Source organism: Sphingomonas sp. Leaf339, from assembly GCF_001426195.1.
Taxonomy (GTDB): domain Bacteria; phylum Pseudomonadota; class Alphaproteobacteria; order Sphingomonadales; family Sphingomonadaceae; genus Sphingomonas.
Window position 1 is genome coordinate 16,512 of the sequence record NZ_LMRS01000002.1, and the last position, 13,185, is coordinate 29,696.

A 13,185-nucleotide genomic window follows, 5' to 3' on the forward strand; every position below is an offset into this window, starting at 1 on the left:
GGGGCGGCGCAGATTTTCATGCCCATCCCGGAACCCGATCGCGTGTCGGGATATCTACCGTGCGGGGATGGACTGTCTATCATTTCGCTACTATCGAGCCTTGCGGGCGTCGCGCTCGCGGCTGCACCCGCTTCTTCTCAAGATACACCGCCGGCATCGGGACAGGCATCACCCGTCGGCTCGCAAGCGGACACGCAATCGCAGCCGCGAACTGGTGCCGGCGAGGCCGCTCCCGCTCCCGAGGACACGCCCTCCGCCCTCACCGCCGATACGCGTCGCCCACCGCCACCGGGCTTGATCGGCGATTGGCTCGATATCCGCACCCGCCTCGCCCGTCGCGGTATCGGCCTGACCGCCCGGTATGCGTCCGAAAGCGCCTATAATTTCGCAGGCGGCGATCGGAAGCTGTTCCGCGAGACGGGGCAGCTCGACGCCGGCATGCTGCTCGATCTCGACAAGGTGATCGGGCTGAAGGGTGGCGCGTTTCAGGGCACGATCACGTGGCGGCGTGGCAAGAACCTGACCGACGAGGCGGGTCTCGGCGTCCTGCAACAGGTGCAGGAGGTCTATGGCCGCGGCCAGACGGTGCGCGTCACGCAATTATGGTACGAACAGGTGCTGACTGATCGGCTTGAGATAAAGCTGGGCCTCACCAATCCGGGCGAGGATTTCGCCGCCTTTTCGTGCCAGTTCATGAACCTCAGCTTCTGCGGGGCGCAGCCGGGCAATCTGGCCGGCGACTATTGGTACAACTGGCCGGTCAGCCAGCTCGGCGCCCGGTTGCGCCTGAAGCTCGACGACGAACGCTACATCGCCGGCGCGGTGTATCAGATCAATCCCCGCAACCTGACCGACAATCTCTTCGTCGCGCATGTCGATGGCGGCACCGGCGTACTGGTGCCCGTGGAAGCCGGATGGGTACGGGCGGGTGCGGGTGGCCGGATCGGGTCGTACAAGGCCGGCGGCTGGATCGGCACCGCCAACGGCGACGATGTGCTGCTCGACGTGAACCGGCGGCCGATCGCGATCACCGGCCTGTCGCCGCTGCAACGCGGATCGCGCTACGGTGTCTATATCAACGTCGAACAACAGCTGACCGGCCGCGCGCGCGACGGCAAGGCACAGACCGGTCTCAGCGTATTCGCCAATGTGACGCAGACGGATCGGCGGACCAGCATCACCGACAACCAGATCTCGATCGGCCTCTTCTATCGCGGACTGGCCCCACGCTTGCGGGGCGAAGTGCTGGGTATCGGTCTGGCCCGGACCAACGTGAACGGCCGCGTGGCGCGGGGCCAGCGGCTGGACCCCGTGCGGCCGGCCGTGCAGGACTCGGCTGAATATGCGGCCGAAGTCTATTATTCGATCCAGCCGCTGGAGGGACTGGAGCTACGTCCCAATATCCAGTGGATCCACCAGCCCGGTGGCATCAGGACCGCGAATGACGTCGGTGTCGTCGGCCTAAAGGCGGCGGTCACGCTGTAACGCACCCGATATCCCATCGTCGGGGTTCAGGGCGCATTCAATGCGGGCGCGCGATATCGTCCGCCGCACAGGAGTTCCGCATGTTTCGTTACGTTCCCCTCGCCGCCCTCGTGATCGTCGCCGCCCCCGCGACTGCGCAACAGGGTGATCTCGCCGCCGTGCAGCGGCACTTGCAGGGCGTGACGACGATGACTGCCGCTTTCTCGCAGACCGACCGCACCGGCAAGGTGCTCACCGGCACGCTGACATGGAAGCAGCCGGGCAATATCCGCTTCCAGTACGAAAAGGGCGTCCCTCTGCTGATCGTGGCGGAGGGTGGCGCGCTGACGTTCATCGATTACTCGGTGCGGCAGGTGCAGCGCTGGCCGATCCGCAATTCGCCGCTCGGCGTCCTGCTCGACCCCAAGCGCGATATCACGCGCTTCGCGAAACTGGTGCCCGGCGGTGCCGACGACCGGATCGTCTCGGTTGCGGCGCGCGATCCCCAGCATCCGGAATATGGCACGATCACACTGGTCTTCGTGCGCAATCCCGCTGCGCCCGCCGGGCTGATGCTGCAAGGATGGGTGGCGCTCGACAGCCAGAACAACCGCACCACGATCCGCCTGTCGAATCAGCGGTTCGGCGTCCCGGTCGCGGCGAACGCCTTCAAATGGAACGATCCGCGTCGCAGCACGGCGCGCAACTGACGCAACGGTTCGCTTCGTCGCGTTCGCTCGTGAAAATGGGGGTTTGTTCCTGACCATTCATCTGACCGCAAGGTTTGGTCTTCTAGGACCGGTCTCGCGGATATGGGGCGTCCGGGATTTCCCCCCTGTTGCTCGGATGAGCACCATGTCCTGCCTGCGTGACGAACGCTGAGTTGGCCCTTGCTCCATGCCCCCGGAGTGAGGGCCTTTCTCGTTGGGCCGGTTCTTGTGACGGCCGCCGCCGCCCGCTACGGGCAAAGCCGTGAAGATCGTATCCTGGAACATCAATTCGGTGCGCTTCCGCATCGAGATCGTGGAAAAATTCCTGCGTGAGGTGCGGCCCGATGTGCTGTGCCTTCAGGAAACCAAGGTCGTCGATCAGGATTTTCCTCGCGCCGCGTTCAAGGCGCTTGGGTATGACCGGATCATCGTCCACGGCCAACGGATGCACCACGGCGTTGCCATCGTCTCGCGCGTGCCGTTGATCGAGGACGACCGCTTCGACTGGCAGGCCAATCAAGAGGCGCGCCATGTCGGCGTCCGCCTGCCCAACGGTGTTCGGCTGGAGAACGTCTATGTCCCCGCCGGCGGCGACGTCCCCGATCGCGAGGTGAATCCGAAGTTCGGCCAGAAACTGGATTTCATCGATCGGATGACGCGCTGGTCCGAAACGCTGGCTGGTCCCACCATTCTGACCGGCGATTTCAACATCGCGCCGCTAGAAAGCGATGTGTGGAGCCACAAGCAATTGCTCGACGTCGTCAGCCACACCCCGATCGAGGTCACCGCGCTGAACGGCTTGCAGGCGTCGAACGATTGGGTCGATCTCGGCCGCCACTTCCATCCCGCCCCCGCCCGCCTGTTCACCTGGTGGAGCTACCGTGCCAAGGACTGGGCGATGTCCGATCGCGGTCGTCGGCTCGATCATATGTGGGCAACCGCCGACGTGGCCGCACAGGCAACCCGGCACGAGGTGTTCGAGCCATGCCGCAGTTGGTTGAAACCGTCCGACCATATCCCGATCATGACCGAGTTCGACTGGTGAAGGCCGCGCGCGATGTCGCGCGAGCGATCGACGCGATGCGCCGGGGCTGGCCGATTGCGATCGACGCGCTGGGCGAGGACCGGCTGGTGCTCCTGGCGGTGGAGACCGCCGACGCGGTTCGGCTCGGCACATTCGCCCCGGCGGGGAAATGCCCCGTGCTGATCTCCAGCGGCCGCGCGGCGACGTTGAAGCTGACTAACCAGCTGGCCGCCGCCGACCCCGATCTGCCCGTCGTGATCGAACCGACGCCGTGGCTCGACTTCCCGACCGCGACGGCGCTGGCCGATCCGCAACTCGACCTCGCGACCCCGCTGAAAGGTCCGTTTCGCAGCATCGCCGTGGTCCAGCCTCTCGCAGCACTCGCGGCGGTTCGCCTGGCGCGCATCGCCGGCCTGCTGCCCGCCTATTTCATCCACGGTATCGAACCGGAAGTGACGATCACGCCTGATGCGATCGACCGGCATCAGAGCGCCAGTGCGCTGATGCTCGCTACCCGCGCGCGCTTGCCCGTCGCCGGTGCCGAGGATGCGGAGATCGTCGCTTTTCGCTCACCCGACAGCGGCGACGAGCATGTCGCGCTGGTCATCGGCCAGCCGGACGGCGCGCCGCCGCTCGTGCGCCTGCACAGCGAATGCCTGACCGGCGATGTGCTCGGCAGCCTGAAATGCGATTGCGGCCCGCAATTGCACGCCGCGATCCACGCGATCGCCGACAGCGGCTGGGGTATCCTGCTCTATCTGCGACAAGAGGGGCGCGGCATCGGCCTCGTCAATAAACTACGCGCGTACCAGCTACAGGATCAGGGGTTCGACACCGTCGACGCAAACACCCGGCTGGGCTTCGCGGTCGACGCCCGCGATTTCGGCGTCGCCGCGCGGATGCTGCAATTACTGGGGCAGGACCGGGTCCGGTTGCTCACCAACAACCTCGCCAAGGTCGCAGCGCTGGAAGCGGCCGGCGTGACGGTCGTCGAACGCGTGCCACACAGCCTGCCCGCCAACCCCCACAACGAACGCTACCTGGCCACCAAACGCGACCGCACGGGCCACCAGTTATGACACGCTCCTAAGCTTAGGCTGCCATTGCGGTGGCCCAGACCGCGGCGATCTCGGCCAGCGTATCGGCCGTTTCCCGGAAGGGCGCCGCGCTGTCGCCGACCGACGAATCGATCACCGTCCGCCGCGCGCCGGCATACAGCCGCGCCAGCGTCTTCGACACCTCACCGCCGCGCTCGTGATCCAACCCCGATTCCAGCGCGAACAGGATGGCGGTCGCCCGTGTCACCCGCTCGCTCTTCACCCGGAAATTGCGCTGTTCGGCCGCATGGGCCGCGGCGCGCAGGGCGGCGACCAGTTCGCTGTAGAGCAACTGCACCAGTTGCGGCCCGCTTGCCGCCTGCGCCGTCCGGCCGGCAGCATCGATTTCGCGATAGGTCGACCATGGGTCGCGCAGCAGGGTAGATGCATAGGCCATCAGGAGTCGCTCTTGTTCCACGCCGCGATCTGCTGCGTGAGGAAGGTCTGGGTCGATTTATAGGCAGCGACGCGGGCATCCATCGTCGCATATTGCTGCGTTAGTCGCGTCGACATCGCGGTTGCTGCATCGCTGATCTTGCTCTTGGCGGTCGACAGATCGGTCTGTTGCTTGGTGTAACGGGTGGTCAGCGCATCGAGGCCGGACGTCTTGCTGGTCAGCGTCGTCGCCACCGCCGACAACGCCGCCGATATGCCACCGTTGCTGGCTCCGGCCCCGTCCGCGAACAGCGCCTCGACGCTGGCCGGGTCCTTCGCGATCGCCGCGGTCAGCCGGGCGGTGTTCAGCGATAGCGTGCCGTCGCGATTGGTTGATACGCCGATATCCGCCAGCGTCTGCGGCCCGCCCGTGGTCGATGTCGCCAGCACCGTCGTCGTCAACCGCCCCATCGTCCGCGCCATGCCGGACGCCGCGCTGTCCGACTTCAGCACCCCACTGGTGATGTTCGTCTCTTCGTTGATGACACCCAGCAACTCGTTGAACGTCGCCACGAAATCCGACGCCGCCTGCGACAGCGACGCGCTCGGCGCGCTCGTGCCCAGCGTCACCGGCGTTGTCGATGCGGCCATCAGGTCCAGCTTCACGCCCGACACCAGATCGCTGACCGTGTTGCTCGACCGCGTGAACCGCGCCCCGTCCAGCAGCATCACCGCGTCCTGCGCAGCGGTGCCCACCGTCGTACCGGTGGCATTCGCGTCGACCGACAGCGACGACAGGCTGAGGCCGCTGCCGCCGGTGTCGCTGCCCGCGATCTCGAACGCCTGGGTGGCGCCCGTCGCGCCCTTGATCGTCAGCCGCTGGCCGTCGCCATCCTTGACCAGCGCGGTCTTCAGACCGGTCTGCGCGGTGATCTGCGCCGCGATCTGCGCCAGCGTCGCGCCGTCGGCAACGTCGATCGCGACCGACTTGTTCGGCGACAGCGTAGTGGTGCCGCCGGCATCGGTCGTATAGCTGCCGATGTTGACGGATAGCGTACCCGCCCGGAACCCGGCCGTCGCCGATACCGGTACCTTGGTCGTCGCCGCCTGTGCGCCCGCCAGTTGCTGGACGGTCAGTTGCGCGGACAGCCCCGCCACCTTGCCGCCCGCCAGCGACGACACGGCCACGACGCCGGCATTGGAACTGGTCGGCTGCGTCGCCAGCGTACCGCCCTTCACCAGCGACTTGAGCGCGGCGTCGAAGCCGCTGATGCCGCTTTTCAGCTTGGCGATGCCGGAAATCTGGGCGGTGAGCGTATCCGACTTGGCAGTGAACTGGCTGTTCTTGGCGGCATATTGCGCCTCGACCAGCGATGCGACCAGCGCCTTGGTATCGACGCCCGACCCGGCACCCAGCGCCGTGGTGATCGATGTCGTACTGCTCACTGCCGTCGTGGTCGCCATCACCGGTCCTTATACTATCCCCTGAAACGGCCGCCCCCGCCGGATATTTAGGTTATTTTCATCCCGTTCTCGTCGAACCGCGCGGTGGGCGGCACCTCGATCGGCGGCTGCGCGGTGCCGCCCGCCGCCGCGTTCAGGCCGAACACGAACGCCAGCACGGCCGCGATCGACAGATACAGGTCGTCGCGCACCTCCTGCCCCTCGCGGCTGGTGTAATAGACCGCACGGGCGAGCGCCGGATATTCCAGCACCGGCACTGCGACCTCACCCGCGATCTCGCGGATCGCCAGCGCCGTCGCACCGCGCCCCTTGGCCACGACCACCGGCACCTGATCGCGACCGCGGTCATAGCGCAGCGCGACGGCGAAATGGGTCGGGTTGGTCAGGATGACATGCGCCTCCGCCACCGCCTTGCGCGCACCGCCCGACAGGATCGCACGCTGGCGGGCGCGAATATGGCCCTTCGCTTCGGGCGAGCCCTCGCTCTCCTTATGCTCGTCCTTGATTTCCTGCTTACTCATGCGCAGCTTGCCCAGCCGCTGGAGGATCTGGATCGGCACGTCGATCCCGGCGATCACGACCAGCCCTACCGCCATCGCGATCAGGATGCCGGTAAAGGTATCGCCGACATAGCGCAGGGCCTGCGGCAAGTTGGACGATGACAGCCCCAGCGTCGCCCGCGTGGCATGCATCAGCATGTACGCCCCGATGCTGCCGAGCAGCACCATCTTCAGCAGCGATTTACCCAGTTCGATCCAGCCGTTGCTCCCGAAGACGCGCTTCAGGCCAGCGGCCGGGTTGATGCGGCTCCCCTTGGGCGCGATCAGGCTGCCGTTGAAACCGAAACTGCCCAGCATCGCGCCGCTGACCAGCGCCGCGGCAAAGCTGATTCCCAGCAGCGACAGGATCGCCGGCGCCAGTCGCCATCCCGCCTCCATCAACGGCCGCCATGGCGAGAAGTCCTCGACATCCGCCCGCCCGAACTGAAAACTGGCCGCCATCACTTCCTTGCACGCCGCCAGCAGCGATGGCCCCATGAACGCCACCCAGGCGACGCCCGCCAGCACGACGAGCGCGGTGGCGAGGTCGCGCGAGCGCAGGACGTTGCCGTCCTCCTCCGCTTTTTGCCGGCGCTTGGGTGTTGGGGCTTCTGTCTTTTCGCCGAACTCGTCCGCCATCAGCCGAGCACCAGCGTCTGCACGGCGGCCAGGCTTTCGCTCACGATGACCAGCATGTAATCCCCCATCGCCGGAAACGCGATCGCCAGCGCGATGACACCGACGGCAAGGCTGGCGGGCAAGCCGACCGAGAACAGGTTCAGGGCCGGTGCCGCCCGGCTCATCATGCCGACCACGATGTTCAGGCACAGCAACAGGAACCCGACCGGCAGCGCCAGCAGCAGTCCGGCAAGAAATGCATAGCCGCCGAAGAACGCGATCGCTTTCAACCGCTCGGTGCCTAGCCATGCGGCGCCGGGCGGCAGCGCGTCGTAGCTCTTCACCAGCATGTCGACGAGGACGAGGTGGCCGTCGACCGACAGGAACAACAGCGTCAGCATGATCGAGAAGAACTGGCCCAGCGCGGGCGAGGACCGCCCGTTCTGCGGATCGATCGACGAGGCGAAGCCGATGCCCATCGATCCGCCGATCAATTCGCTGGCGATCAACGGCGCGGCGAACGCGGTCTGGAGGATGAAGCCCATCGCGAACCCCACCAGCGCCTCCGCCGCGATCGACACGAAGGTCGCAACCGCAAACACGCTGGGCGGCGGCACGATCGGATGCGCCGCCAGCACGAGCAGGCCGATCGCACCGGTCAGCGACACGCGCACGATCACCGGCAGCGCAACCGCCCCGAACACGGGTGCCGCCATGAACGCCGCGCCGATGCGGACCATCACGAAGATCAGCGCCCAGAGCTGCGGCTCGATGGCGAGGCCGAAGCCCAGCATGGCGACTTATTTCACCAGATCGGGGATGCGTTCGAAGATGCTGATCGTGAAATCACTGAGCAGCCCTAGGATCAGGCTGCCGAAGATCACGATCGACAACGCGACGACGATCAGCTTGGGTACGAAGGTCAGCGTCTGCTCGTTGATCGACGTCGCCGCCTGTACCATGCCCAAAATCAGCCCGGCCAGCAGCGCCGGCACCAGGATCGGGGCGGAGGCGAGCGCCAGCACCCACATCGTCTGGTTGGCGATCGTGAGGAAATAATCGGCGTCCATGACGTCAGACGGCGAACGAATTGGCGAGGCTGCCCATGGTCAGCGCCCAGCCATCGACCAGCACGAACAGCAACAGCTTGAACGGCAGCGAGATGATCGTCGGCGACAGCATCGCCATGCCCAGACTCATCAGCACGGTGGCGACCACCAGATCGATGACGATGAACGGCAGGAAGATCAGGAAACCGATCTGGAACGCGGTCTTCAGTTCCGACGTGATGAACGCGGGCAGCAGCACCGCGAACGGAATGTCGTCGGGCGATGCATAGGGGCCGGACTTCGCCATCTCGGCGAACATCGTCACGTCCTTGATCCGCGTCTGCTTGGTCATGAACTGGTGGAGCGGCGCACCGGCGGTCGCGATCATCTGCGTGCCGGCCAGTTGGCCCGCAGCATAGGGCTGGATCGCGGTCGTGTTGATCTGGCTGATGGTGGGCGCCATCACGAACAGCGACAGGAACAGCGACAGGCCGATCAGCACCTGATTGGGCGGGGTCTGTTGCAGGCCCAGCGCCTGACGCAGCACCGACAGCACGATGATGATCCGGGTGAAGCTGGTCATCATCAACAGGATGCCCGGCAGGATCGTGAGCAGGCCCATGATGATGAGGACCTGCAACGACAGCGACAGTGGTGCCGACTGGCCCTGCTGGCCGCCGAGCTGGCCCAGTGCGCGGTCCACCGCGTCACCGACGCCAGGGCCAGCGGGCGCGGCCGGCACCGCCGGTGCGACCTGCGCCAGTGCAGGCGCCGCGACGACCAGCGCCAGCATGATCGCCATCAATATCCAGATCAACCGCGCTGCCCCGCCCCGGTCGGCCGCGGCCGTCTCCGACGGCTGGATCAGCGCCGGTCCCGACCCCTTTCGCGTCACCGAGATGCTCATGCGTCGACCTTATCGATCAACGTCACCCCGCCGCGTCCCACCGACACCAGCAGGCGCTTACCCTCGAAATCCAGTACCGCCAGCCGTAGGCCAGGCGAAATCATCATCGTCTCGCGCACATTGACCAGCCGCGTCGCCTGCTTGCCTGGCATCCGCGATTCCAGGCGCCGCCAGAGATAGAGGCACCCGATCATCAACCCGCATACCAGCGGCAACAGAATGACGAGTTTCAGGATGTAGGACCACAGCATGACGGTCAGCCGCGTCCGATGCCGGACTTGTCGGGCGAGACGAGTTCGGTCATGCGCACGCCGAAGCGGTCGCCCACCGTCACTACCTCACCACGCCCGATCAGCGTGCCGTTGACGAACACGTCGAGCAATTCACCTGCCTGCCGGTCGAGTTCGATCACGCTCCCCTCACCCAGCGCCAGCAGTTCGCGCAGGCTGAGGTTGGTCGAGCCGATCTCGACGGTGAGTTTCACATCGACATCCTGCAGCAGCCGGAAATTGGCGGCAACAGGGGTGTCGACCGGGAAACCGCCGGTCATGTCGTTCATGCTTGGAATCCTTCGTCGGGTTGGGCGAGCGAGGTAAGGCGGATGGCGGCGCGGCCGTTGGCGGTGCCAACGGTGCCGCAGCCGAGCCGGTCGCGGCCGACCATCACCGGCACATCGGGGGCGATGGTGATGGGGATCACGTCACCCTCCTTCAGGTCCATCAACAGGCTGAGCGACACCACGGGTTCGGCCAGCACGGAACGGACGGGGAAACGGACCGCCATCGTCGCGCGGGCCAGATTGGTCCGCCACACGGGGTCGGGTTCCGCCTTGTCCAGCACCTTGCCGGTCAGGCTGGCGCCGTGAGGTTTCAGCGCGGCGACGGGATAGAGGATGTCGACGAACGATGGCCGCTCACCGGTGGCCAGACCCAGCCGGGTGACGATCACCGCGTCGTCGCCGTCGATATCGGCGGCCTGTTCGGGCTTGCCGGGCGCAAAGGCGACGCGGGTCAGCGGCTCCCAGGCGGCTCCCAGCGGTCCAGCGATCATCGTGCCGAGCCGTGCGACCATGGCATCGGCGGCGGGCGAGAATTCGGTCGGCAACTGCGCCGGCGCCGCCCCTGACCCGCCAAAGAACAGGTCGAGCAGTTCCAGCACGAACCGGCCGTCGAACACGCACCACGCCTGAGCGCCGTTGGGCGTCATTGCCAGCGGCAGCCACCCGGTCAGCGCGTCGCCGCGTTCCACCCGGTAATCGGCGAACCGCTGTACGCTCAGCGGCTCGGCGAAGGACCGCACCTCCTGCCGCAACAACCCTTCCCACACCGGTCGCATCCCCCGCGCGAGCCGCGCGGCCAGATGTTGCATGGTGTGGAGATCACCGAACGGATTGAGTTTGGTCGTACCGAGCGCGGCCGCCGTCACGGGCTCACGCTCGCGGGCTCGGCGATCACGGTTCGGAGGGGCGTTAACCATTCCTCACTGAACAACGAAACTGGTAAAGTAAACGTTACCGATCCCGCCAAAACCCTCTTTTTGCTGAAGCGTCGCGTTGATCGCCTTGACCAGCCGGGCCTGCAACTGGCGCTTGCCGTCGGCGCTGAACACCTGATCCTCAGTGGTGTCGCCCAGCGTCATCAGCACTGCCGACCGGACGGCGATGTCGTTGGTCTTCAGGTTCTGGATCACCTTGTCGTCATAGGATGTCGACACCGCCACGCCGACCTGGATGAAATGCATCGAATCCTGAAGGTTCGACGTGAACTCCTTGTCCATCGCATAGTAGTTGGAGGCATATTTGTCGCCGCCCTGCCCTTCCGGCGTCGGCGTCCCCTTATGGTCGGTACCGGTCGCCGCCTCGGCATCGTCGCCGCTGCCATGGCCCTCGCCACCCTCACCTCCTTCGCCGCCCTCGGCGGCGCCATGCTTCTGCTCGCTTTTGGGGACTAGCTTGGGGCCGTTGTCGACCTTGGCATGGGCATCCTTGCCGCCGCCGATCATGCCGGACTGTGCGGCATAGACGCCGGCGCCGACGCCACCGCCGATCAACACGATCAGGGCGGCGGCGCCCATCAGCAATTTCTTTTTGCCGCCCTTTTTCGGGGGGCCAGCGTCATCCTTGGCGTCGCTCATCGATGCTTTCCTGTTCAGGCGATACGGGTGTCGTCATCGGCCGCCGTATCGGCGGTCGTGGCGCGGGTGGTGTTGGCAGTGGCGCGGCGCGGTTCGGCGCTCTGCGGCGTGGGAGGGGGGCGATGCTGGCCCTGCCCGGTCGTGCCGGCATCGACGCCCGCGCCGACCGATGTCTGGCCCAGTCGCAGACCGCGTTGTTCGGCCGCTTCGGCAAGGCGTGGCTGCGCCTCCTGCAAAAGTGCGCGGGTCTGGGCCTGATCCGCGGTGAAGCGGACATGGAGCGTATCACCCTCCTGCCGAACCCCGACCTCGATCGCCCCCAGCGCATCGGGGACGACGCGTATGCGTGTATCGACCGCATCCGCGGCATCGCGCAGTAACTCGATCCGGTCGAGCATGGCGTGCGGCCAGCGATGATCGGCCAGATCCAGCGGCGGCCCCCCCGCTGCCATCGCCACAGGCAGGACGGACGACGGTGTGCGGTCGATACCGCCAATGGGGGCCGTCGGCGTGTCCATCGCGATCGGCTTGGGCGTGTCAGTCGTCTGTTCGGTCAGACCAGCCGCCATCCGCGCCGCACTGAACACGATGCCGGCGGGCGCCGGCGCGGCTGGCACGAACGGCGGCGGCGATGTGTTCTCGCGGTCGATCACCTCGTCCGAGCGAACCTTCGGGGTGGGCGCAGGTCCCGGCGTCGGTATATCGAATGACGGCGTTGACGTGGCATCGAGCCCAGTCGCGAGGTTCGTGGGCGCAACGGGCAACGGCTGCCCCGCCACCACCGCCGGCGAAATCTGCCACGCGGCAGGCAGCGGTATCGATAGCGATGCCGCCATCGGAGGTTCGATCGATTGAGCGGCTGCCGGCGATACATCTAGACGCTGGTAGTTGGTTGCCAGTATCGCCCTGGTCGGCGCTGCGGCTGCCAGTGTTTGGATAGAGACGATCCCTGTCGAAGGGGAAGTCGGGCTCCGATAGCTAGCCGCCGGCTCAATAGCAGCGAGCGCGGGCGTTCCTGGCGTGGCTACAGTCGTCACCGAAGTACTGACCGGCACCCTTAGGGGAAGCGAGGCTGTTCCAACCAGGGGCTCGGTCATGGCCGTTACTGGCTGTTGCGTCCCGTCGTCGGAACGTGACGTAGTGACAGCAGCGTTGATCGGCTCGACCGAAGGCGTCGGCATCACGGGAACGGTCTGATCGAACTGCGCCCGATCGGCGGGCGCGACGGACGGCGGTGTGATGGCAGGCAAACTTGAACCGGCAAACGCGGCCGCCATGGTCGTGGTCCGCGTGGCCAGGGCCATGCTGCCAATCGAAGCTTTCGACGTAATATCGGCGGCAATTGTGGGGATAGTCGGCACACCAACGGACGCCGGCATGAATGCCGCCAGTGCCGCCCTCGGATCGACCGGCATTCCGTCCGGGAGAGCAACGGGTGAGAGCGCACCGTCCTCGCCCTGTCCCCGCCGGTCAATCGAGGTAAGCGTGGTCGGAACCGTGCTGCCGATCGAAACGACCGGCGCCGCATCGGTCGGCGGAGTGGGCGCCGCAACAGGCACCGGCATGAACGCGGCTAGCGCCGCCCATGGATCGAACGACATCGCCTCCGGCAGGGCCGCCGGCAAGAGCTTGCCGTCCTTGCCATCCTCCTGCCGGTCATCTGTGACGAGCGCGCCATCGCCCACATTTTCCACCTCACCCGGCAGCGCGAACACCGCCAAGCCCAATACCGACATGGACGGTGCACGCGGGGCGCTGGCTGCGGTGGGGGTCGTGGTGGCGGGCTGGATCATGAAGCGGTCGGA

The 13,185-nt window shown here is 66.2% G+C and carries 15 protein-coding genes; 4 read left to right on the forward strand and 11 right to left on the reverse strand.

Features of this window, described 5'->3' with window-relative positions; all coding sequences use genetic code 11:
• The first annotated feature begins 18 nt into the window (after positions 1 to 18).
• The 4 genes from ASG67_RS05310 (at position 19) to ribA (ending at position 4,277) form a co-directional block, all read left to right on the forward strand.
• Complete coding sequence (locus ASG67_RS05310) at positions 19 to 1,485, forward strand: carbohydrate porin (RefSeq protein WP_056526833.1); 1,467 nt, start codon at positions 19 to 21, stop codon at positions 1,483 to 1,485.
• Between the two features lie 80 nt (positions 1,486 to 1,565).
• Positions 1,566 to 2,174: a LolA family protein gene (locus ASG67_RS05315; protein WP_056526631.1), complete on the forward strand. Its 609-nt coding sequence runs from the start codon at positions 1,566 to 1,568 to the stop codon at positions 2,172 to 2,174.
• 262 nt (positions 2,175 to 2,436) lie between these two features.
• A complete protein-coding gene (locus ASG67_RS05320; protein WP_056526633.1) occupies positions 2,437 to 3,219 on the forward strand; it encodes an exodeoxyribonuclease III in 783 nt (260 codons plus the stop codon).
• Between the two features lie 35 nt (positions 3,220 to 3,254).
• The gene (ribA, locus tag ASG67_RS05325; protein ID WP_056526836.1) at positions 3,255 to 4,277 is read left to right on the forward strand and encodes a GTP cyclohydrolase II; all 1,023 of its coding nucleotides are present in this window, start codon (positions 3,255 to 3,257) and stop codon (positions 4,275 to 4,277) included.
• Positions 4,278 to 4,290: 13 nt separating this feature from the next.
• Here ribA and ASG67_RS05330 read toward each other — a convergent pair whose 3' ends face one another.
• From ASG67_RS05330 to ASG67_RS05380, 11 genes are read right to left on the reverse strand one after another with little or no spacing between them, the layout of a single operon-like run.
• Positions 4,291 to 4,692: a flagellar protein FliS gene (locus tag ASG67_RS05330; protein WP_056526635.1), complete on the reverse strand. Its 402-nt coding sequence runs from the start codon at positions 4,690 to 4,692 to the stop codon at positions 4,291 to 4,293.
• Positions 4,692 to 6,134: a flagellar filament capping protein FliD gene (gene fliD, locus ASG67_RS05335; protein ID WP_056526638.1), complete on the reverse strand. Its 1,443-nt coding sequence runs from the start codon at positions 6,132 to 6,134 to the stop codon at positions 4,692 to 4,694. The genes ASG67_RS05330 and fliD overlap by 1 nt, the downstream gene beginning before the upstream one ends.
• A 47-nt stretch (positions 6,135 to 6,181) precedes the next feature.
• A complete protein-coding gene (locus ASG67_RS05340) occupies positions 6,182 to 7,312 on the reverse strand; it encodes a flagellar biosynthesis protein FlhB (protein ID WP_056526643.1) in 1,131 nt (376 codons plus the stop codon).
• Entirely contained in the window at positions 7,312 to 8,085 is a 774-nt protein-coding gene (gene fliR, locus ASG67_RS05345) for a flagellar biosynthetic protein FliR (RefSeq protein WP_056526646.1), read from the reverse strand. The genes ASG67_RS05340 and fliR overlap by 1 nt, the downstream gene beginning before the upstream one ends.
• A gap of 6 nt (positions 8,086 to 8,091) precedes the next feature.
• Entirely contained in the window at positions 8,092 to 8,361 is a 270-nt protein-coding gene (fliQ, locus tag ASG67_RS05350) for a flagellar biosynthesis protein FliQ (protein WP_056526649.1), read from the reverse strand.
• 4 nt (positions 8,362 to 8,365) lie between these two features.
• Positions 8,366 to 9,247, reverse strand: coding sequence for a flagellar type III secretion system pore protein FliP (fliP, locus tag ASG67_RS05355; RefSeq protein ID WP_056526652.1), 882 nt, complete (start codon positions 9,245 to 9,247; stop codon positions 8,366 to 8,368).
• Complete coding sequence (locus tag ASG67_RS05360; RefSeq protein WP_056526653.1) at positions 9,244 to 9,498, reverse strand: flagellar biosynthetic protein FliO; 255 nt, start codon at positions 9,496 to 9,498, stop codon at positions 9,244 to 9,246. Before ASG67_RS05360 ends, fliP begins: the two co-directional genes overlap by 4 nt.
• Before the next feature lie 5 nt (positions 9,499 to 9,503).
• Complete coding sequence (fliN, locus tag ASG67_RS05365; protein WP_056526655.1) at positions 9,504 to 9,806, reverse strand: flagellar motor switch protein FliN; 303 nt, start codon at positions 9,804 to 9,806, stop codon at positions 9,504 to 9,506.
• Positions 9,803 to 10,672 carry a FliM/FliN family flagellar motor switch protein gene (locus tag ASG67_RS05370; protein WP_235535059.1) on the reverse strand — a complete coding sequence of 290 codons (870 nt, stop codon included), beginning with the start codon at positions 10,670 to 10,672 and terminating at the stop codon, positions 9,803 to 9,805. Before ASG67_RS05370 ends, fliN begins: the two co-directional genes overlap by 4 nt.
• Positions 10,673 to 10,726: 54 nt before the next feature.
• Positions 10,727 to 11,380 carry a flagellar basal body-associated protein FliL gene (gene fliL, locus ASG67_RS05375; RefSeq protein WP_056526662.1) on the reverse strand — a complete coding sequence of 218 codons (654 nt, stop codon included), beginning with the start codon at positions 11,378 to 11,380 and terminating at the stop codon, positions 10,727 to 10,729.
• Positions 11,381 to 11,394: 14 nt separating this feature from the next.
• A complete protein-coding gene (locus tag ASG67_RS05380) occupies positions 11,395 to 13,173 on the reverse strand; it encodes a flagellar hook-length control protein FliK (RefSeq protein WP_082543330.1) in 1,779 nt (592 codons plus the stop codon).
• Between the last annotated feature and the right edge of the window lie 12 nt (positions 13,174 to 13,185).